Origin of the sequence: Novosphingobium hassiacum (genome assembly GCF_014196055.1) — a bacterium.
GTDB classification, from domain to species: domain Bacteria; phylum Pseudomonadota; class Alphaproteobacteria; order Sphingomonadales; family Sphingomonadaceae; genus Novosphingobium; species Novosphingobium hassiacum.
On record NZ_JACICY010000016.1, the window covers coordinates 26258 to 48304 of the forward strand.

18 protein-coding genes are annotated in these 22047 nt (G+C 60.8%); 15 read left to right on the forward strand and 3 right to left on the reverse strand.

From position 1 onward, the window contains the following. Positions 1–21: 21 nt before the first annotated feature. Complete coding sequence (locus tag GGQ88_RS18950; protein ID WP_183615038.1) at positions 22–1209, forward strand: outer membrane beta-barrel protein; 1188 nt, start codon at positions 22–24, stop codon at positions 1207–1209. 3 nt (positions 1210–1212) lie between these two features. Here GGQ88_RS18950 and GGQ88_RS18955 read toward each other — a convergent pair whose 3' ends face one another. Both GGQ88_RS18955 and GGQ88_RS18960 read right to left on the reverse strand, forming a co-directional pair. Next, the gene (locus GGQ88_RS18955) at positions 1213–2421 is read right to left on the reverse strand and encodes a glycosyltransferase family 4 protein (protein WP_343057287.1); all 1209 of its coding nucleotides are present in this window, start codon (positions 2419–2421) and stop codon (positions 1213–1215) included. Then, positions 2418–3776, reverse strand: a complete 1359-nt coding sequence (locus tag GGQ88_RS18960) for a pectate lyase family protein (protein WP_246386346.1) — start codon at positions 3774–3776, stop codon at positions 2418–2420. The genes GGQ88_RS18955 and GGQ88_RS18960 overlap by 4 nt, the downstream gene beginning before the upstream one ends. Before the next feature lie 302 nt (positions 3777–4078). Here GGQ88_RS18960 and GGQ88_RS18965 point away from each other — a divergent pair, with 302 nt between their 5' ends. The 14 genes from GGQ88_RS18965 (at position 4079) to GGQ88_RS19030 (ending at position 21580) form a co-directional block, all read left to right on the forward strand. Next, positions 4079–5383, forward strand: a complete 1305-nt coding sequence (locus GGQ88_RS18965) for a hypothetical protein (RefSeq protein ID WP_183615039.1) — start codon at positions 4079–4081, stop codon at positions 5381–5383. Continuing rightward, positions 5380–6759 (forward strand): lipopolysaccharide biosynthesis protein, encoded by a 1380-nt coding sequence (locus tag GGQ88_RS18970; RefSeq protein WP_183615040.1) that lies wholly within the window; start codon positions 5380–5382, stop codon positions 6757–6759. The genes GGQ88_RS18965 and GGQ88_RS18970 overlap by 4 nt, the downstream gene beginning before the upstream one ends. Continuing rightward, entirely contained in the window at positions 6756–7970 is a 1215-nt protein-coding gene (locus tag GGQ88_RS18975; RefSeq protein WP_343057288.1) for a glycosyltransferase family 4 protein, read from the forward strand. The genes GGQ88_RS18970 and GGQ88_RS18975 overlap by 4 nt, the downstream gene beginning before the upstream one ends. Beyond that, positions 7964–8830, forward strand: coding sequence for a sulfotransferase domain-containing protein (locus GGQ88_RS18980; RefSeq protein ID WP_183615041.1), 867 nt, complete (start codon positions 7964–7966; stop codon positions 8828–8830). The genes GGQ88_RS18975 and GGQ88_RS18980 overlap by 7 nt, the downstream gene beginning before the upstream one ends. Before the next feature lie 39 nt (positions 8831–8869). Then, positions 8870–10021, forward strand: a complete 1152-nt coding sequence (locus tag GGQ88_RS18985) for a glycosyltransferase (protein ID WP_183615042.1) — start codon at positions 8870–8872, stop codon at positions 10019–10021. Positions 10022–10109: 88 nt separating this feature from the next. Further along, the gene (locus GGQ88_RS21710) at positions 10110–12425 is read left to right on the forward strand and encodes a Wzz/FepE/Etk N-terminal domain-containing protein (RefSeq protein ID WP_183615043.1); all 2316 of its coding nucleotides are present in this window, start codon (positions 10110–10112) and stop codon (positions 12423–12425) included. Positions 12426–12500: 75 nt separating this feature from the next. Then, a complete protein-coding gene (locus GGQ88_RS18995) occupies positions 12501–13223 on the forward strand; it encodes a metallophosphoesterase family protein (protein ID WP_183615044.1) in 723 nt (240 codons plus the stop codon). Further along, positions 13220–14212: an ATP-grasp domain-containing protein gene (locus GGQ88_RS19000; protein WP_183615045.1), complete on the forward strand. Its 993-nt coding sequence runs from the start codon at positions 13220–13222 to the stop codon at positions 14210–14212. Before GGQ88_RS18995 ends, GGQ88_RS19000 begins: the two co-directional genes overlap by 4 nt. Continuing rightward, positions 14213–15139, forward strand: coding sequence for an NAD-dependent epimerase/dehydratase family protein (locus GGQ88_RS19005; protein WP_183615046.1), 927 nt, complete (start codon positions 14213–14215; stop codon positions 15137–15139). Positions 15140–15159: 20 nt separating this feature from the next. Next, on the forward strand, positions 15160–15744 hold the full coding sequence (locus GGQ88_RS19010) for a sugar transferase (protein ID WP_343057289.1): 585 nt from the start codon (positions 15160–15162) through the stop codon (positions 15742–15744). Continuing rightward, complete coding sequence (locus GGQ88_RS19015) at positions 15741–17876, forward strand: acyltransferase family protein (RefSeq protein ID WP_343057290.1); 2136 nt, start codon at positions 15741–15743, stop codon at positions 17874–17876. Before GGQ88_RS19010 ends, GGQ88_RS19015 begins: the two co-directional genes overlap by 4 nt. A 445-nt stretch (positions 17877–18321) precedes the next feature. After that, positions 18322–20178 (forward strand): PAS domain S-box protein, encoded by a 1857-nt coding sequence (locus GGQ88_RS19020; RefSeq protein ID WP_183615048.1) that lies wholly within the window; start codon positions 18322–18324, stop codon positions 20176–20178. Continuing rightward, positions 20171–20878 carry a response regulator transcription factor gene (locus tag GGQ88_RS19025; RefSeq protein ID WP_183615049.1) on the forward strand — a complete coding sequence of 236 codons (708 nt, stop codon included), beginning with the start codon at positions 20171–20173 and terminating at the stop codon, positions 20876–20878. The genes GGQ88_RS19020 and GGQ88_RS19025 overlap by 8 nt, the downstream gene beginning before the upstream one ends. Before the next feature lie 267 nt (positions 20879–21145). Beyond that, on the forward strand, positions 21146–21580 hold the full coding sequence (locus tag GGQ88_RS19030) for a BLUF domain-containing protein (RefSeq protein WP_183615050.1): 435 nt from the start codon (positions 21146–21148) through the stop codon (positions 21578–21580). Between the two features lie 207 nt (positions 21581–21787). Here the strand turns inward: GGQ88_RS19030 and GGQ88_RS21430 are convergent. After that, a partial coding sequence (locus GGQ88_RS21430) for a hypothetical protein (protein WP_246386353.1) occupies positions 21788–22047 on the reverse strand: 260 nt, incomplete at its 5' end.

Below are 22047 nucleotides of genomic sequence, written 5' to 3' on the forward strand. Positions count from 1 at the left end.
GCTATCGCCTGCGTGATTGGCATGAGCGGTTGCGCGAATGCCGCGCTGGCGCAATCGACGGTAGCACCTGCCGTGGAAGAAGCGAACGATCCGCGCAACCGCAGCGACGGCGTGACACTAGGTCCAATCAAGGTGGTGCCCTCGGCGGATTTCCATCTCGACTACGACAGCAATGTCTATGCCGAGCCAAATAGTGCAAGTTCCGATGTTACCTACGGGTTCAGCCCGCAGATCGAAGCCTCCTACGCGCGACAGAACTTGCGCTTCAATACGCTCGCCTCCGCCAATGTCGTCCGTTTTGGCTCGCTGACCCGTGAGAACTACGTCGCCGCAACGATCCGTAGCGCAGCGATGTGGCTGATGCAGGCTGGCACGCAAGTGGGGGTCGAAGCTGGCTTCAGCAGGCTGGCCGAAGACCGCGGGGCGGTGGAAAGCCGGCTCGACCAGACCTTGGGGCCGCGCATCACCAACCTGCTGTCCGGCGGGCTGACCTACCGCCGAGAGCGCGGCAGGCTGCTTGTCGAACTGGCTGGTCGGGCCGAAAAGTTCGACAATACGGCCGCTGTCGACAACCTTCGCGATTTCAACGTCTACGGGGTAACCGCCAAGACGGGCATGCGCATTGCCGGCGCGACGTACCTTACGGCAACGGGATTTGCCTCATTCCGCGATTTCCGCCTCCCCGCACCCGGAACGCTCGCCAACCGCGATTCGGTCACTTACGGTTTTCGCGGTGGCATCGATCTGACATCGAACCCATTCCTGCAGGGGCGTGTCGGAGTCGGGTTATTCCGATTCGATGCGCGATCCGACACCATTCCTGATCATACCGGCGTGTCGGTCGATGCATCGCTGACTTACCGTCCCCGCCGGCGGACAGCGATCGTGCTAGATGCCTTTCGCGGCGATGTCGCGACGTTCCGGCTTGGCGCGACGGCGCGTACAGACACATTCGTGGGCCTGACCGTGCAGCAGGTCGCCCGGCACAACCTGTTTGGTTCGCTCGGCGCGTTCTGGCGCGAGACCCGCTACCAAGGTGATACGCGGCAGTTCCGCACTTCGGGCGGCAGGGCTGCAATCGAATATCTCGTGAACCGATCAATCGCGGTGATCGGCACGGCGGCCTATACCCAACGCCGCAGCGATGATCCGTTCAGCCGGTTCGAGAGATTCCGCGCGGGCATCACGCTGCGGCTGACTCCGCAGTAAGCGTCAATCCGCCAGCAGTTCGCGATAGATCCGCTCCATAGACCAGACATGCCTCGACCGGGCGAAGCGTTCGCGCGCGCTGGCCCGGGCTGCAGCGGTCATTGTCGCAACCGGCGAAGGATTATCGATAACGAAGCTGCAGGCTGAGGCCATCGCAGCAGCATCGTCGGGCGAGACGAGAATGCCGGTTCCATCCACAATCGCCTCGGGATTGCCACCGGATCGCGTCGCTACGACCGGCGTGCCGACCAGCATCGCCTCGACCAGCGTCCGCCCGAGCGGCTCGCTTACTGCCGGCACCGCGAGGATATCGCACCCCGCGATCCAGTCGGCTCCGGGCGAGCGATAGCCCATCAGCCGCACGACCGTATCCAGTTGCAGGTCGGCGATGCGCCTGCGTAGCGCGACTTCGACTTCGGGCAGCTCCGCCTCGCCGAACATCACGCCGCAGACCGGCCGGGTCGAGCGCAGATGCAGCCGCGCGATCGCCTCGACAAACAACAGCGGGCGCTTACGGTCAATGAAGCTGCCAAAGTAGCCGACGATGACGACATGCTCTGGCAGGTCCAGTTCCACGCGCAGGCGATCGCGCATGGCATCCCGATCAACGGCAATGTCGATATCGAATGGACTGAACACGACCTGCGCCTTGCGCAGCGCATGCGAGCGTTTGCTGCGCGGAAGAGAGAAGCGCGATACGGTGACGATCTGATCGGCTACCCAAGGCGCAAGCAAGCGCAGACCCCGCGCCGCAGGATCGGCGCGATGATGCCAGAGCAGGCGCGCGCCGGCCAGCTTTGCGGCGAGCGCCCAAGCGGCATGACTGCGCCCATCGTTGGTATGGACGATCCGCACGCCTTGCTCGCGCAGGAAGCGTGCACGCGTAAGCAAACCCTTCAGCCCACGCAGGAATTTCCCCAGCCCGACCGGATTTCCCGGAATCAGCGGGTTGTGCGGCGCTGCTGGATCGGGGAGTGGTGCGAAATCGGCGAAATTGTGCGCGAGTTTGCCCCCCGGGCGTTCGACGATGACGAGTATCCGATAGGTTCGCGCATCGAGTTGCCGAAGCAGCCCCAGCAAGGAGTGATGGCTTCCGCCCAGACTGTCGCCGGCAAGCGGAAAGCAGATTACCGGACGCGTATCGCGCGCGGTCTCATGCGGCGCTGCAACCAGCTTTTCGCCAAGGGTTGGCTGGGCAAGTTGCGCGGTCACACCCCGTTTTCCGTGTCGAGATGTTCGAGGAATCGCGTCAGGTTGTCCTTGCCGTCCTTGCGCCGGTCGCCCCAGGGGTCGGGCACACCAGAATCCGCGCCATTGGCGGTTTCCCAGCGATCGTCCATGCCGTCACGGTCGCTGTCGGGATAAGGCTGCGCTGCAACGACCGGCGGTATCACGCCAGGTTTATGAACGATATGACCGGTGCCCGAACCAACGTCGGCAATCACTCTTGCATCTATCGCGTCGCGCGGCCAGGCCCCTGCACGCGCGAGCGCGACGTCGTATGCCGCCGCCGCACCAAGGGCCCGTACGGTCAGCCGACATGGCGGATCGGAACGCAGGACCGTTTCGGCAGATGGTGTGACGTGGACGAATTCGCCCTCGAATACATTGTCCTGCGCAAAGATCGAACTCGCGCCCCTGCCGCCGAAGGTCTGCCGGACGATGCCGACGCTTTCGGGCGTGGTGTTCGGGCCGGCCTTGAAATAATTGCCAACGATCGACACCGGCGTTCCTCCATAGCTCTCCCAGACTTCGGCGAATTCGGAGGTGGCATTGTAGAACACGTTGTTGACTACTTCGATGCAAGAGCGGGGCGGAAAGTTGATGTCCGGGTTGCGATCGCCACTGTGGGCGCAGATGTTGCCGATGAAGCTGAAATGCTGCGCATCGGGAGGATCGCTGCCGAGCAGCGCGCACTTATCGTGTCGCGGCAGGCCATAGGCAAAGATGGAGTTGCTGATGGTGATGAAGTCGTTGTCCGCGAAACCGTTGATCAGTTCGTCACGCGCCCAGCTTGCGCTGACATGATCGATGATGACGTAGGTACTGTTCTCGATCGTGATCGAATCTTCCGAGCCGCGCTCATCGCCGAGGCGGTCATTGCGGACCCGGATATTGCGGATGACGACGTCATGCGTGCCTTTGATCACCAACGGGGTGCGGCCAACCTCGCCTCCCGAATGTGCCAGGGTTATCCCGCTGCCCGGCGCGGTCTGTCCTGCGATTGTGAGGTAGGGGTTGGTGATCCACGGCGGTCGCTTAGTGAAGCGGATCGTGCCCGACACGCGGAACACACAGACGCGCGGGCCGCTTGCCTCGATGCAAGACCGCAGTGACCCGGGTCCGCCATCTGCCAGTGTTTCGACAGGCATGATCCGGCCGCCCGTGCCACCGCGTGAATAGGCACCGAAGCCGACCGCACCTGGAAACGCAAGAACCTTGCGTTCGCTCGGTCCGGACGACGACCCGCTGCCCGAGTTCTTGCCTTCAGTGGACGACGAACAGGCGGTTGTCGCGATCATCGCCAGCAGCGCCAGTGCGCAAACCGAGGAGTACTGGCGTTGCATGAAGTATACTCTCCGCAGGCTTGTCGCGCGCTTGCCGCGCTGTGCGCGAGCTATATGTCGCCGACGCATCTGCAGATGTTTTAAGGCGAAACAGATGCTTCGGCAGTGTTATTGAGTAGATGACGCAAAGAGCGAGCGGTCATCTTTTGGACCGTGCGCGCTAGCCGATTTCGCCATCAGCCTATGCTTTTTAACACGCCTCCTCGCCACACGCGTGTTTGCACAGTTGCACCGATCCCTGCACTTTTCCGGGGTGAGACCGGACATTTCAGACATGCCTGAGGGGGGGCGGTAGCAGGATCATGCCATTGCACCTGTCAGCGGCCGGGGCAGACCGATCGGAGCGGGCACTAGCCCTGCTGATCGGCTTTGCAACATTCACCATGTCGATGCATGTCCTGCGGCTAGGCCCGATCAACGTGACCGTTTCGGACGCTGCGCTGGTTGCGTGTCTTGTCCTGCTAGTCACCCGGCAACAGCTCAATCACGTCCCTTTCGGCAAATTGAGCTTTGCGTGGTGCGCCGGTTTGTCGCTGATGCTCGGCGGACTTCTTGTCAGCTCCGTTGTGAACGGTGATCCTCTGCGCTGGATCAACGTGGCTGCCCAATACCTGTTCGCCTGGTTGCTGCTGCCGATGGTGCTGTTCAGCTTCACGCGCGAGCGGATGCAGCGATGCACGCTGCTGTTCGTCTATGGCGTCACTGCCTCGCAGGCTTTCAGCATCGCGGCCAGTTATACGCTGCCGCAAGGAACACTTACGGCGCTGTTCGGGCCGGGCTTCGTCATGGGTAATGGTCGGCTCGGCGCACTGACCGGAGAAGGCAACTGGAATGGCGCGGTCATCGCGTTCGCGTTTCCGATGCTGATCAATGCGATGCAGCGCGGAAACATCGCCAAGTGGCCAGCACTGCTTTGCATAGTCTTCATGCTGTGGGGTCTCGTGGCCTGCGCGAGCTTCACCGGTTTCGGTGCCACCGCGGCGGCCGTTGCCATTACTATTGGGATAACCAGCCCGCGCAGGCTGTTTACCGTAGGCCTGCCACTTGCCGGACTGGTCGTGGCGTATCTGGTCAGTGGTTTGCCTCTGCCCGGTATATTCGAGCAGCGCGTCGCCGGTGCGTTGACCAGCGGGGACCTCAGTCACGCTGGTACTTTCGCTGGGCGCTCGCAGCTCATCGTCGAGGCTTGGAAGCTGTCGTCCGAAACCATTCTGCTCGGCTTCGGGGTCGATCGCTACCGCGAGGTCAGCACCCTTGGCGCGCCAGTTCACCAGTTCTTCCTGCTCATCCTCACCGAGGGCAGCGCTTTCGCGCTGTGCGGATTGCTGATGCTGATGACGATGCTGTGGGTGAAAGCGGTCCAGGCAAACCGGGTGAGCAGGTCCGACGGCGCAACTGCCGTCGCGGTGCTCGTCGTGTTTTGCATTTTCACCTCGGCGGTCCCGCACATGTACACCCGGTTGTGGATCGGTCCGGTGCTGCTCGCGCTTGCCGCCGCCGCGCGGCAGGCCCGTCCGCAAGACTGGATCGAGGGGACCGCGCGCGTTGTTAGGTCCGCTCGTGCGCGCAGCCGAGCCCGATCCGCCACCAAGGAGCAACTCGCATGAATCCGGTCACATCGGCGAGATCGCTTGGAGGCATAAGACACAAGTGGGCGACAAGTACGGTCCTGCGGCCCCGCTTGATCAGCATTGGGCACTTGATATCCGGCAACGGCGCAAATGCCGTAATCATGGCCGTGAGCACCGTCATCGCGGCGCGCACTCTGGGGCCTGCGGCGTACGGTACGCTCGCGCTGATCCTGACGATCGGAAGGGTAAGCGAGCGTGTCCTGCGTTTTGAATCGTGGCAACCGCTGATCCGGTTTGCAGCGCAACGCGATGTGGAGCGCGATCCCGCACGGATGAGCCAGCTGATGCTCTACGGTTTGCTGCTGGACATCTCCACCGCCCTGCTGGCGGCAGTGCTGACCATCGCCGCGGGCTATACCTTGGCAACGGTCATCCATCTCGGAGCATCGGCGCTGCCGCTTGTCGCGATTTATGCGGTGGCGATTGCGGTCAACGTGCGCGGGATGCCGACCGCAGCATTGCGCATCAACGCGCAATTCAGGACGCTGGCATACGTTCAGCTTTTCGCCAGCGTGCTGCGGGTCGTGGCGGCGCTTGTCGCGCTTTCTCTGGATCTAGATCTGCTCGCTTTCGTGACGATCTGGACCGCCGCACAGATCATCGATTCGATGTTGTTCAATTATCTCGGGTTCCGGACGCTGCACAGGTTGAGCATCCCCAGCCCGTTGCGGGCAAGCTGGCGAAACCTGCCGTCCGAATTTCCAGGATTTCTGGGCTTTGCGTTCTCGACCAATCTGTCGAGCACGCTCCGTACCTTTACGCAGGAGGCAGACACCCTGCTGGTCAGTGCATTTGCGGGATCGAACGCTGCCGGTTTCTATCACATCGCCAAACGCATCGCGAAAGTCGCGCAGCAGGTTGGCGCGATGATCCAGGCTGTCGTCTACCCCGACATGGCGCGGATGTGGGCCAACGCCCAGCACCGGGCCTTCCGCAGAATCACGGCACGGCTACAGCTCGCCCTCGCAGCGGCTGGCCTAGCCATTCTCTTCACGACATGGGTCCTCGGCGGATTCCTGGTGAACGTGGCATTCGGGAGCGAGTTCGCCGATGCCTATCCGCTGTTGCTGGCCCAACTGGTGGCAGTCATTCTGATCATGCACGCAGCACCCTCGCGATCGGCGCTGCTGGCCATGAACCGCCCCCGGTTCGTGCTGGGAACTGCGGTGATATCGACCGCGCTGTTCTTTATGGTGGCGCTGTATGCGCTGCCAAGATTTGGCGCGATCGGCGCGAACTTCGCCCACATCGCATTTTCCGCCTTCACCGCGATCGCAATGGACCTCTGCTGGTGGCGAGGCAGCAACGTTCCGACGACGCTCGAGGCGCCGGCAGCGGCAGCGGCGTCGTGACCGCTTCCCTCGCCCGAGTTATCGCAGGGGTGGACCGCAACGATGCAGGCGCGAGCTTGGTTGCCAAGCGATCGATCGCATCAGACGCTCGCCCCTCGCTCCTGTTCTTCTTGCCCGGGTTGACGGCGGGCGGCTCCGAGCATGTCGTTACGTTCAACGCCAATCGCTTGGCTGCCAAAGGATATCGCGTGCACATCGTGTCGTGCGAGGCGCAGGGCAGCACGCCATATTACCCGTGCGACGAGGCGGTGCGCATTCACTACCTTGGCGTTCCGGTCAGCCAGCGCGGCAAACTGCGCGAGCTGTTTGCCATTCTCGGGCGCGTCCGCGCGCTGCGCCGCATGCTGATCCAGCTTGAGCCTGATCTTGTCATCAGCTTTTTGACGCGCACCAATGTGATCGCCGTCGCCGCCGCGCAAGGGCTCGGGCTGCCGGTGATCGTATCCGAAAGAAACAACCCGCAGCGTCAGCGCCCCGGACCCGTCTGGCGAGCGCTGCGACGGATCACATATGCCCGCGCCTTTGGTTTAGTGACGATGACCAGAGGCGCGATGGCGTACTTTCCCAAGGCCATGCGGCGCCGTGGCTGGGTAATACCCAACATGGCCGACTGGCAGCACTACAAGCCTTCGAAAGCGAGCGCGCAGCCAAGGCTGACGGCGGTCGGTCGCCTTACCGGACAGAAGGGCTTCGACCTTCTGATCGAAGCCTTTGCCGCAACCGCGCCCGATCATCCCGACTGGCGGTTGAGCATCTGGGGCGAAGGGGCGGATCGCGCCGCACTTGAGCAACAGGCCCGGGCTCTCGGCATGGCGGACCGGATCGATTTGCCCGGCGTGTCCAAAAGCCCCGGCAGCTGGATCGAAACCGCCGACGCCTTCGTGCTCAGTTCGCGGTTCGAAGGCTGGGGCCTGGTCCTGGGCGAGGCGATGGCGGCAGGCTTGCCGTGCGTGTCCTTCGACTGCCCGTTCGGACCTTCGGACATGATTACTCATGGTGTTGACGGCCTGCTGGTTCCCGACGGTGACGTGTCCGCGCTCGCGGCTGCACTGTCGCAGGTGATGGGCGATCCTGCGCTGCGGGACAGGCTGGGAGCAAGCGCTACCAATGCCGCCGAACGTTTCGCACCCGAGCGCATCGGCGCGCGCTGGGAAGCGATGATCAATCAGGTGCTGCACACGAACGCGGATAGGAGCCAATCCCCATGCTGATGGACATGCCGCTGGACAAGGCGAGAGCCACGATCAGGTGGGGCAGACGCAAGATCACCGACCTGCGGCTTGGGTCCAGTGTCGGCGCGATCGACGCATTTCTGGTGTCGTACCCGAAAAGCGGACGCACCTGGCTGCGCTACCTGCTGTCGTACTATCTCGCCAAACTGTACGATGTGCCGGTCGACGTCGATCTTTCGACGACGTTCAAAATTCTCCCCAATTTCGACTTTGATGCAAAGCGCGGACTTCCGGCATTCGAACGGCGCGGAGCTGCTGGTCGGTTGCCGCTGATCGCGGTCAGCCATCGCGATTATGATCCGCGCTTCTTTGGCGACAAGCCGGTCGTGATGTTGGTGCGCGACCCCCGCGATGTGTGCGTTTCGGCCTATTTTCACGAAACCCGCCACAAGCTGCGGTTCAACGGTTCAATGCGCGACTTCATCTCGGACGGGCGCTTCGGAATCCCCGCGATCATCAGATATCACAACGGATGGGCAGACGGGTTGATACCGGGCACGGCGCTGATCGTCAGTTACGAAGAGTTGAGCCGTGACATCCGCGGAGCGGTACGCCGGATACTCGCGTTTCTTGAGATCCCGCAGAACGAGGCGCTGCTTGATCAGGCGGTAGAGCGGGCCGCCTTTGATCGCATGAAACAGGACGAGAAGACCGTGCAGATTCCGGGGCATGCCTATGATCCGGGCGATGCAGACAGCGGTCGCGTTCGCAAGGGCAAGGTCGGCGGATATGCCGAATACCTCAGCGACAGCGATCTCGACCAGATCGCGAGCATACTCCGCAACGGCCTGTCCGAGCGCGCCGCCGCGCTTATCTCGCGGAGCGGTTTTCAGGTTTGACCGCGCAGTCTGCTGCGCATCGAGACGGAGCAAGACAGCGTGCGGATCTGTTCGATCGTCACCAGCCTGACGTCCGGCGGCGCGGAAACGCTGGTGGCTAACCTCAGCGAGGAATACAGCCGCGCGGGCCACGAAAGCCTTGTCGTTGCGCTGTGCGATGCAGCTGCGCTTGGCAACACCCCTGCTGCCGAGGCGCGGCTGAAAGCGCAGATCGAAGCATCGGGCGGGCGGTTTGAATCACTCAACCTTCCGGCCGGGCGTCCACTGCTTGCTGGAAGCTTCCGGCTGCGCCGTGTGCTCAGGGATTTCATGCCGGACGTGATACACGCGCATACTGCTCGGGCGTTGCTAATGATGATGGCCAAAGGGATAGCCACTGGCGCAGTGCTTACGCATCATAATAGCGTGCTCTGCTTTTCCCCCGTGATGTTCAGGCTGTTCGACCGGATCGTCGATGGCTACGTGGCGATCAGTCACGGGACCCGGGAAATCCTTGACCGGAATTGCCGCCGCCCGGTGACGTCGATCGCCAACGCGCCCGGCAAAGGGTTTGCGCTTGCCGCCCCGCGCACCCGCTCGGGATCGCCGTTGCAGGTGTTGAGCGTTGGCGCGATTTCGGAACAGAAGAATTATCCGCTGCTGGTCGAAACTGCGCGGGCGCTGCGGGACGGTGGAATGGTCTCCCCCCTTCCGATATTTACGATTGCCGGAACCGGCGCACAACTCGAACACCTCAGAACGCAGGTCGCAGCGGCCAGGTTGCAAAACAATGTCCGGTTCGTCGGCGAGCGCAACGATGTGGCTACGCTGATGCGCGACGCCGATCTGTACCTCAACACATCGCGCTACGAAGGCATGCCAATCGCGCTACTGGAGGCGATGGCTATGGCTCTGCCGATCGTGGCGACCGACGTTGCGGGGAACTGCGAGCTCGTAGCATCAGGTAGCAACGGCCTCCTGGCCGCGCCCAGCGCAGTGCGGCTTGCCGAAGCGATCACGCACATTGCCAGCGATCATCAGCTTTACGCCACGCTGTCGGCGGGGGCCTTGGACTCAGCACGCGAGTACTCAATTTCAAGCGTCGCAAGCCGACATCTCGCACTTTACCAGAACTTGGTACGAAGCACAGGAAATCAAAGCAATTTAGGTGATACCGAAAGTGGTATCGTGACTACGACGGCCAACGCCTGATTGGCGAGTGGCATAGGCAGTTTGGCTGCAGTATTCCGAATGAGTTGTACCGACCGGCATTCTTGCAAACGGTCATCAGGAACCAGTCGTGAGCGATCTTGTCATTCAACGTGGCAGAGCGGGGCGTGGCCGCCTCGTGCGCGCCTCAGCCAGCCCAGTCGACGCATTCAACACGTCGAACGAGCAGTTCGGCCTCAAGGATCTATTGCGCGTCATCGTCCGCCACCGGGCCATGTTACTGATCGTCGTGGGGTTCAGCACCTTGGCGACTCTGGCCTGGCAACTTACCGCTCAGGACAAGTACAGCGCCACGGCCAACGTGCAGGTCGAGTTGATCGACGATGTCGGCACCAATCAGGCGGATGTGCAAGCCAAGAACGTCCAGCGCATCGCCAACGAGGTAAAGCTATACCGGTCGCGGGCCGTGGCGGAAAAGGTAGCGGAGGACTTGTCCGACAAGGATCTCAACCGCGTCCTCAAGGGCGCGGGCTCGGACCCCGACGGGTCACGCGACAAGCGCATCGCGCTTGCGACTTCGGCAATCCAGGACATGATGAGCATTCAGGCCGAGGAAGGTTCCGACCTGATCGAGGTGACTGCGGTGGCCCGGACCCCTAAAGTCGCCGCACTGATCGCCAACAGCTATCCGCTGGCCAACGCAGCACTCAAAAACGAGAAAAATAACGGTCGGCGCGGCGACTTGCTGGCATCGCTCAATTCCGAGAGGAAAAAGCGTGCCAAGCAAGCCGCCGAGGCCGCCGAAGCCTTGGCCGACTACCGCCTGAGCAAAGGTATGTTTGTAGGCTCGGGCACCGCTGAAGACTTGCAGCAGATCAACCGAATTGCTGCCGAGGCGGCTTCAGCGCAGGCCATGCGTGCAGGCTCGGCGGCGCAGAGTGCGGCCGTTGCGCGTGCAGCGCAGATCAACACCACCGCCAACGCGACGTCACCAGTGCTTCAGGCGCTTGAACGGCAGGAAGCCGATCTCGCGGCGGAATACGCGCGGCTTTCGCCAACTTATGGCGAAAATTATCCCGAGGTCGCGCGGCTAACTGCCCAGCTTGGGGAGGTGCGCCGCCGGATCTCGGGCGAGCGCGAGCGAGCAGTGTCGATCGCAGCGCAAGTTGCGAATACCGAGGCGGCGCGGTTGACACAGATGTCGCGCGGCGAGGCCAATCGCGATGCCGCTCGCGCCGGGCAGCTAGAAGGCATCGTCGGCCGACTGACCAGCCTGGCACGCAACAACACGGCAAACACCGTTCAGCTCGAGGAGCTCGATCGGGCGGCCAATGTCAGCGCCAAGGCATACACCGAAATCGCCGAGCGTATCTCTCAGGTCCGTTCGGAAATGCTGGTCGGAGGCGTTACGTCGACACTGATATCGCCCGCTATTGCGAACGACGACCGCGTTTCGCCCACGCCACTCAAGATGACCGTGCTGGCGTTCATGGCATCGTCGCTGCTGGGGTTGCTACTGGTGTTCGCACGCGAGCTCATGGACGACAAGCTGCGCACGGTGTCGCAGGTGCGTCGGCTGTTTTCACTTCCCACCTTCGGCATGCTGCCGATCCTCAGCGATGGGGGAACCGACAAGTTCGAGGACAGCCCGGTTATTGCCGATCCGCAATCGCTGTTCGCAGAAGTGGCGCGGTCCAGCCTTGCAGAAGTCTCGGCGCTTGCGCCAAAGGATAAGTCGCAGTCGGTACTGATCACCTCACCGCTGCCCGGCGACGGCAAATCGGTCGTGACTTTGACGCTGGCTGCCGCTGCGATGGTCATGGGCAAGCGGGTCGTCATCGTCGACCTCGATCTGCGCAAGGCCAGCATTCTCCAGCAGATTCATCGCGAGCTGAATTCGCCCGAATTGCTCGATGTGCTGAGGGGGAAGGTCGATTTGAAGAGCTTGTCGGGACCAGCCAGCCGCTCGGCCGACATGCCCGCCAATTATGGCGAATCCGAGATCGACTTCCAGCGGCTAACCCTACTCAGCACGACCTCGCCAATTTCGCAGCCCGCCGCCCTTCTCGCGTCGGGCCGTATCCATCGGCTGATCGAAGACTGCAAGGCCCGGTACGATCTGGTCCTTATCAATGCCCCGGCCACACTGGCCGTCCGCGATGCCAGGACAATGTGCGAATTCGCAGATGAAACGGTCATTGTTGCACGCTGGGGCGTAACCACGATCGACCAGATGCGGGCGACGCTCGAACTGTTGGGACAGGAGAACATTGCCGGCGTGCTCTTCAACCAGGTCGACTACGCCGAACACGCCCGGCGCCGTTACGGTGACTCAATCGAGTTCTACATACACGCGGCTGACTACTACCAGCCGCCCGAACCCGCGCGCTGGGGATCGATCGCGCGCATCCGCAAGGCCTTTGGACGCAATCATTCCTATGCCTGAGCTGCCTGGCAAGCGGTTGGTCACGGCGCGGGCGGCTCTCGCGAACTATCTTGAGTTCTGGAAGGCATCTGCATCATGCGCATAGCTGTCATCAGCGATATCCATGCAGCCGCGCTTCCATTCCGAAAGGCGCTAATCGATGCGCGTGCCGCGGGCTTCGATCAATTGATCCTGCTGGGCGACTTGCTGACGTACGGGATAGAGCCGCAGCTGTGCCTCGATCTGGCGCGGGAAGCGATCTCGAAAGATCGCGCCGTGCTCATCGGCGGCAACCATGACCTGCTTTACCAAGACCTGAGCCTAGGCCGTTCGCAATACGCCAGCGCAATGCCCGAATGGCTGCAGGAGTCGGTCTACTGGACAATGGGCCGGATCGGCAACCGCTGGCCTGTCGACATCCCCTGGTCCGAAAGCTGGACTTACGACGAGGCCTTTTTTGCCCATGCAAATCCGTTTGGCTTTGGCGACTGGACGTATATGCGCGACGAACAAGATCTGGAGCGGGCGGCTGCCAGACTTGCCGTGCTGGGATTCCGCTGGGGCATCTTCGGCCATCTGCACCGCCCGGTAAGCTATCGCAGCAACGGTGTCGCGATCCATGTCGTCGGGTCGATCGGGCAGCCGCGATCGCGCGAGCATCCGTGCCCACAGTGGGCCATGGTTCATGTCAACGATGCCACGCTGACCATCCAAAGCCATCCGGTGGCGTTCGACGCAACGGCGCAACGCACGTCGATCCAGGCCACCAGCGCACTTTCGCAGGCAACACGCGACATTCTCTGCGGGTACTTCGTATGAGCAGGATACTGGTGACCGGCGCGGGCGCGGTCCTTGGCCAAGGGATCATCAAGTCGTTACGCTCTGGCGGGTCGGGCTGGGAGATCATTGCTGCCGATCCCAATCCGCTGTCGGTCGGCCTGTACTGGGCGGACCAGGCGTGCCTGATCCCGATGGCAAGCGACCCTGCCTACGCAGATGCGATCGAGGACTTGCTGGAAGTGCTGCGGCCACATGCCGTGCTGGTCGGCACTGACGTAGAACTGGCGATATTTGCATCGCGCCGGGAGGAATGGGAGCGCCGCTTTGCCACGCGCATTCTGGTGAGTGACCCTGAGACGATCGAGATTGCTGATGACAAGTATGCTACGGCCCGCTTTCTTGCCAGGCATGGCCTCGATCACCCGCTGTCGGCCCTGCCCGAAGATGCCGAGGGGCTTGAGTTCCTGATTGATCGGGTGGGATTCCCGTTGATAGTCAAGCCACGCCGGGGTGCGCGAGCCGTCGGCGTATCGCTGGTTAGCGACCGGGCTGATCTTGCGTTGGCACTGACGGGACGCAGCGGGCTGGTGGTCCAGCAATTGGCCGGACCAGACGATCAGGAGTACACCGCCGGGGTCCTGTTTTTCGAGGACGAAGTCAAAGCCTCGATCGTGCTTCGCCGTGACCTGCGCGACGGCAACACCTATCGCGCTTTCGTCGGCGAATATCCCGATTGCGACGCCTACGTGCGATCGGTGGCCGAAGCGTTGCGGCCTTACGGTCCCGCCAACTTTCAGTTCCGCAAGGGCGCAGACGGCCGGTGCCGCCTGTTTGAGATCAATGCCCGTTTTTCGGGGACGACGCCGATGCGGGCGCTCGCCGGCTTCAACGAGGTGGACTTGTGCCTGCGCCATCTGCTGCACGGCAAGGCTGTGCCGCCATGTAAGGCACGGCCTGGGGTCATCCTACGCTTCCTCGACGAACAATTTATCGCCGCCGATCACCTGATCAGTGCCGGAGCGAGTTGAATGGGATATTCTCTTGCCATAACCGGCGCATCGGGCGCGCTTGGCCGACTGGTCGTAAAAGCCGCAGTTGGGGGCGGTCATCGCGTGGTCGCAATTGGGCGTACTGCGCCGGACATTCCGGACACACGGGTCCGATGGCTCTCGCTCGACCTGCGCGCACCTCAATCGACGTGGCGGAAAGCGCTTGTCGGGTGCGACGTCCTGATCCATCTGGCCGCCGTCAAGTGCGAACCGGATCCTGATGCCGCTGAGGCGGCTGAACTATGGACCATTAACGTTCAGGCGACGCGCATGCTGGTCGGCGCGATGCGCGATACAGGCGTCGGTCATATGCTCCTTGCCTCTGCCGCCAATGCCTTTGCCGCGCGGGATAGCGACAGTGCTGTTGAGTTAGCCCACAATCCGGGGCGCGCGTTGTACCTTGGCTCGAAGGTTGCGCAGGAATTGGTCGCGGCGGCTGATTGCGCTGCTTACGGCATCGATTTTGCCGCGATGCGTATCTCTTCGGTGATCGGCACGGGTGCCAGCGTGATCGATACCTTCGCCCGCCGGTTGATGCGCGGTGAGGCGATCATGCTCGAAGCTGGCGGAGGGTTTTCAGCCGATTTCGTGTCAGGCAACGATGTGGCGCAGGGATTGCTTCTGGCGGTTCGCGACCACTTGCGTGGCACTTACAATCTATCGTCTGGTCGCTGCACGACCTTGCTTGCTGCCGCCGAGGAACTGCGCGGCCTGACTGGCGCGCAGCGCTCCCAGATATTCATCGAGGGGGAATTGTCGAGCATCGGGACGGGCTTTCCCGCGGTCGAGTGCGAGCGGTTGCGAAAGCTTGGCTATCGCCCGACAGACTTTACGCGGACGCTGGGCGAGATCGTCGCTGCACAAAAAGCGACCCGATCGCCATTTGCCAGTGTGGGCAGCAGATGATGGCCCACCGTCCTCGCATAGTGGCTGCGGTACTGCTTGTCCTGGCCAGCCCGCTGATTGCAGTTCTGGCGGCGACCCTGGCGGTGGTCCAAGGTCGACCCGTCCTGTTCCGTCAGGTGCGCAGCGGTCTGCATGGTGCGCCGTTCCGGCTCGTCAAGTTCCGCACGATGCGCGAGACGTGCGATGACGCTGGCAGGCTACTACCCGATGAACAGCGGGTCACAACCGTCGGCACTGCCTTACGGAAAACGAGGCTCGATGAATTACCCAGCCTGTGGAACGTGGTCACCGGTGACCTCGCCTTCATCGGCCCTCGCCCGCTGCTACCGATGACAATCGAGTCGCTGGGTGCGAACGGCTTGCGTCGCGGTTGCGTAGCCCCCGGGCTGACCGGATGGTCGCAGGTCAATGGTAACACCTTGCTCTCGCTGGACGAGAAGGTGGAGCTGGATTTATGGTACATCGGCCATCGCAGCATCGGCACCGACGTTGCGATACTTATCCGCACGCTGTGGGTGATGACGCGCGGAGAAACCCGGCGTGGCGGCGCAGCGGTGCCGCAGTCCCACTCCCCTGAAACAGCCGAGGAACGGGTGCCATCGTGAATCGCGACGATACAATCGGTCGGAGCTATCCGGTCTGGCAGAATATCCTGGCGACTGGCCTCACCTCGCTGCGAAGCCTGAACTGGAGCGGCCACAGCGCAGGCGCGTCGGTTGCCTATCGCCCCGACATCGACGGACTGCGCGCGGTCGCGGTGTTTGCCGTGGTGCTCTATCACGTCGGCATCGGACTGTTTCCTGGCGGCTTCGTCGGCGTCGACATCTTCTTCGTGATCTCGGGCTACCTGATAACATCGATTATCCTGCGCGAGATTGACGCCGGCCGGTTCAGCTTGTGGCACTTCTATCAGCGCCGTATGCGCCGCATCTTTCCGGCACTTTTTGCGATGATGGCCATCACGATTGTGGTCGGCAGCGCAATACTGCTCCCGCTCGATTATCGCGCCTTGGGTGCCAGCACGATCGCAACGGCGCTGTTCTTCAGCAACTTCTACTTTGCCGGGAAGAGCGGCTATTTCGGTAGTGATGCGCACGAAGCGCCCTTGCTGCACACTTGGTCACTGGCGGTAGAAGAGCAGTTCTATATCGCTTTCCCGTTGCTGATGCTCATGGCCGCGCGGTGGGGCGGTCGTCAGCGGGTGATGATCGTGACCGGTGCTGCGGTGTCGTTTCTGTTCGCAATGTGGCAGGTAGAAACCAAGCCAGCTCAGGCCTTCTACCTGCCATTTTCGCGCGCATGGGAATTTCTGGGCGGCGCGCTGCTGGCGACGGGCTGGCTGCCTGCAATTGCGTCGCGCGCCCTGTCGCAGATCGCTTCTGCAACGGGTGCGGCTTTGATAGGTTGGGCTGTCCTGGCGTTTTCCAGCGACACGCCGTTTCCCGGTGCTAGTGCCGCGATCCCTGTCTGCGGGGCCATGCTGCTAATCCATGCCGGACAAAGCGGGTCGCTGATGAGCCGCCTCCTCGCGCAGCCCACGATGGCATTCGCGGGGCGCATCTCCTATTCGCTGTACCTGTGGCACTGGCCCATCATCGTCTTCTGGCGCTACCGCACCGACGGGCAATGGCAACTGGCCGAGCAGGCACTGATCGTGGTCCTGTCAATCACGCTGGCCACGCTGTCCTGGGCCTTCATCGAAGAACCATTCCGCCGTAAGCGCCTTGCTCGAGGGACCGCAACATTTGGCATTGCAGCGGTAACGATCGCGGTGGCTTGCGCTTCCGGAGCGGTGCTCTATCTGTCTAGCGGCCTGCCGCAAAGGGTTAAGCCTTCCGTGCTGGCCCTGGATTTCGCGACGCTGAGCATGGCACGGCTGCCCGGCCGGTGTACCGGCATCAACCCGGTTTTCGCCGGCTCACTGTGTCTCATCGGCGCCCAAGATGGCGGTCAGCCCGATTTTCTGTTGTGGGGTGATTCCCACGCACGCGCGCTGACGCCCGCCTTCGATGAAGCGGGCAAGGCACTTGGTCGATCAGGCCGCATCGCGTCCTATGCTGCATGCCCTACTCTGACGGGCATCGACCGGCTCGACCAGGCGCCCAACCATGATTGCAGTGCTTTCAACGAAGCGGTTTTCGACGCACTCGAGAAGACGCCGTCAGTGCGAACGGTTGTTCTCGTCTCACGCTGGGGCTTGTGTGCCAATTCTACGCGTACCGAGGGCGGCAAACCTTGCCAGCTCGGCCTCGATGGCCATGATACCCCGCTTTCGGCCAGCGAAGCCGAACTGTTTCGTTCAGGACTTGAAACGACAGTCGCCCGACTGGTCGCGATGAAAAAGCAAGTGATCCTTGTTGGACCGATCCCCGAGTTTCGAAGCAACGTTCCCGAGACGCTTGCCCGCGCGCTGTTTTATCATCATCCACCAGCGCTGGACTTGTCGCGAGCCCAATATCTCAAGCGGCAATCGGTCGTATTCGCTGAGTTCCATAGTCTGCAATCGCGATTTCCGGTTGAGGTCGTCTACCCCCACCTGGTGCTCTGTCGCACGGGCGAATGCGCCACGACCAACAAAGGTCGCTCTCTGTACGCCGATGACGATCACCTTTCGCTCAGTGGCAGCATGATGCTGCGCGACTTTGCAGTCGAAGCACTTGGCCATAAGCGGATCACCAGTCGTGGCGGCGGAAAAAATCTCATACATCGTGACGTTTACGGTCGTCCCGTCGACTGACAGTCATCGTCGGGGATGTGTTAGCGAGCATCTTAATCGTGCAGAGATCGTCACGTAACACTAACCGCATAGTCGACGAGCTGCAAAGCAAGCTCAGGATAACTCGTTTTACCCGACGATTAAGTTGTACTCATTTCGGATAATCAAATTTACGGTCCAGAAATGTAGCGGATTTTTGCTTTCATTCGCTCGTGGTTCGAAATTTGTTCAACCCTGGCTGATGAGGCAAATCGTTGAATTATCGAAAAATTATGAAGCAAGCATTCAAAATGGATTTAATGGATTTAGCTAATTACCATGATTTCGTCCAACACAAGCGGTGTAGAATTTCTCGTCCGCAAACTGGGTGTATAATCAGACATAAGGTGATAAAATAGTTGGATTATATTGAGTGTAGGGTCAATATGAGCACATTGCTTGGGGGTGCTGAGTGACCCACACTACTGTGAACGGCGACCTGTCCTCACTTCTGCTGGAACACGTGCCGGCAGCTGCGGCATTGTTCGATCGAGACATGCGCTACCTGGCGTGGAACCGCCGCTGGCTTAGCGACTACCGATTGGATACGCAGAACCTTGCCGGGAAATGGCACTACGATGTTTTCCCCGAGCTAAATGATCATCTGCGTGACATTCACCGTCGAGTGCTCTCCGGTGAGGTCCTCTCAAGCGACCTCGAGCAGTTCGATCGGGCCGACGGAAGTACCGACTGGGTCAACTGGGAGATGTCGCCATGGCACAACGACCGCGGTGAAATCGGCGGAGCGTTGCTCTTCACGCACGTTCTGCGTGAACCGCTGTTGTCGGGGCCGTGGCTGCGGTCGCTCCACAACGAACTAAACTTATTGGTCGACAGCACCTGGCGGCACGCGATCTGCTTGCTTGATCGCGAAGGTCACGTCACGGTCTGGAACATCGGCGCTGAACGGCTGTATGGTTGGACTGCTGACGAGACGGTCGGCAAATCGCATGAGCTGCTATTCACCCACGAAGACCGGCAAGCCGGGCTTCCCCGCGAACAGCTTTCGCGGGCAATGAAAGAACAGATCGTCCGCGCCAGATCCTGGCGACTACGCAAGGATGGCAGCCGTTTCCTTGCGGACTGCACGATCAGCCTCGTCGTCGACCACAACCGCGAGATAGTTGGCTTTGGCAATGTGGTTCGCGACACGACGGCAGATGCCGAGCGGATCAGTTTGATTATGGCGCGCGAGGCCCAGCTGCATTCCATTCTGGAAACCGTGCCCGATGCGATGATCACGATAAACGAACAGGGCATCATCGAATCATTCAGCGCAACAGCAGCGGTCCTGTTCGGTTATGACGTGTCTGAAGTGCTCGGCCGCAACATAAGCATGCTGATGCCCGAACCCATCGCCGGGTGGCACGACCAATACCTGAGCCGCTATCGGTCAACTGGCGAACGCCGGATCATTGGCAAGATGCGCCGGTTGTTGGGACGCCGGAAAGACGGTTCGACTTTTCCACACGAGTTGTACGTCGGCGAAGCGTCAGGCGGTGGACGGCGAGTCTTCACCGGTTTCATCAGGGACATCACCAGTCGTGAAGTCGGTGCCGCAAAGCTACGTGAAGTCCAGTCCGAACTGATTCACATTTCTCGGGTGTCAGCCGTGGGAACGATGGCGACTGCACTGGCGCACGAACTCAATCAGCCGCTCACCGCCATCGCCAACTATGTCCAATCCTGCGCTGCATTGGTGGAGTCGGGCAGCAACGTACCACCAACGCAAATCAGCGAAGCCCTTTCTCACGCAGCGCACGAAGCCCTGCGAGCGGGTGAGATCATTCACCGTATCCGCGATTTCGTAAGCAAAGGTGAACTTGAGCGCTCGATCATACAGGTTGCTGATCTGGTTTCTGAAGCTTGCGCGCTGGCGTCCTTTGGTTCGATGCACAGGAAACTGGAGTGCGTCGTGAGCCTGCCACCAGACCTGAGCCCCGTCATGGTTGATCGCGTCCAGATCCAGCAGGTTCTGTTCAACCTCATCAATAATGCAGCAGAAGCCACCAATGAGCTGGGCGAGATTCAAATTCGCGCGATGCAGGTCGGCCCCATCGTCAGGATTACAGTCGAAGACAATGGACCAGGCCTGCCTGAAGGGGGCGAAGAGGAAGTGTTCGAGCCGTTCATCAGCACCAAGACGACCGGGATGGGGCTCGGACTGGCGATATGCCGGACAATTATCGAGGCCCACGGCGGGCGACTATGGTGCGGGAATGCGGACCATGGAGGCGCGGCATTTCACTTTACGGTGCCGGTAGCGGAGAGAATAGATGAGTGACAAAGGTCTCGTCCATATCGTCGACGACGATGATACGGTCCGTCGTTCGCTCGATTTCCTCCTGAGCACGTCGGGCTATCGCGCGCTCCGCTGGACAGGCGGCGAGCAGTTTCTCAAGGGCGCGGACAATTCAGTTCCGGCGTGCGTGCTCCTCGACATCCGGATGCCTGGCCTGGATGGGCTCGAGACACAGCGCAAGATGCCGGAATTGGGGTTCGACTTCCCCGTAATTGTCCTGACCGGTCATGGCGATGTGTCGACGGCGGTGGAAGCAATGCACGCAGGAGCTGCTGATTTCCTGTCGAAGCCCTTTGATCGCGAGCAATTGCTCAAATCTGTTGCGATCGCATTTCAGCAACTTGCCGACCGTTCGATGGCAGATAAACGAAGCAGATGGGCCCAAGCTCAGATCGGCAAACTGACTGAACGCGAGCGCGTCGTCCTCGACGGACTCGCCTGTGGATTTCCAAATAAGACTATTGCTTATGATCTTGGGATAAGTTCCCGGACGGTCGAGGTCTACCGAGCCAATGTCATGACCAAGCTCGGCGTGACCAACTTTGCCGATGCCTTGCGCACTGCTTTTGCTGCAGGCTTGGGCTCCGCTGTCACCTGGCGCAAGATGCACCAGGTTCCAGGGGGAGGAGCACAACACAAACCGGTTGAACCGGCCAGGCGCCACCACAATGGCACTATTTGATGCACGTGGAATGATCTGAAGCGGTTGTGCATCCTGTTTTTCAGGCTTGCTCCGGTAAATTGCTAATGCACAGATGCTTTCCTGCGCTGCATCCTGCGACAGCAGGTGCTCGCGGTTGCCCCCGAACCCCCGTTGCCGTTAGAGCGCCTGCACATCCTGAGAAAACAGTGCATGCAAATTTGTACCGGCACTTCTATTTAGTCTTCATCATACACTCAACCAATGTCACCTCATATCTGCCTGCACAAATCAGGGAGCAAATCGATCGTGCTTTACACTGCATCCTACGTCAGCGTTCCCACCACTTTTCACACAAGTCTGCCAAATGTATTTGAGAAAATTGCGCTTGTATCTATATCTCGAAATTCAGGTTTAGACATTACCGGATTGTTGATTAGCACTTCGAAATATTATGCTCAATTTATCGAAGGACCCAGTAGCAGCATCGATGAAGTCATGGGCAGCATCTGCTCCGACGCCCGCCATCGCGACATCACCATTGCTGGTAGTGCAACGCGAGAGCAACGACTGTTCCCCGGATGGCAGATGGCGCAATTTTCCGGCGAAAATTTCGCAAAGATCCAACTATCGCCGATTATGGAAGCTGTGCACCGTCGCAAGAGTTCCTCTTCGAAAAATGACATTGACCGCTTGTTCAAGCTGATGGCCCGCGCCAATTTCCGGCGGCAGGCCCTAAAATAAAAAGCAAATCATATTTGCTAATGCCGTCGTGGTCGGGTCGTGGAAACGTGCCTCTGCGGTACGGCGTCCCTGCTTGGTGAAGGCAGGCTAGGACTGCGTTTAGCTACATTCTCCTTCGCTGCGCTTTCGTATTAGTCCCGAGTTCACCGCGCAAGTTTACGGGCTATCGGTTACGTCAGGCCTTATCGCATCCGCATTGTCAGGTGATCACGGATCACGCTCCCCACCCGCAACACCGGGGCCTAGCAGGAGCTTTGAATGGTATCCCCACCCGCCGTCGATCATATGGTCGTCCTGACGCATCCATCGGCTCGCAGTTTCTGCAGGAGCGTGGCGCGCCGCTGGCAGGCGCGTGCGCGCAGGCATAACCAAGTCTGCGAAGTGCGCGATCTCTATCACGACTGCTTCGATCCCGTCCTGAAAGCCAACGAACAACCCGGAAAGCCCGGATTTTCTCCCGCATCCAC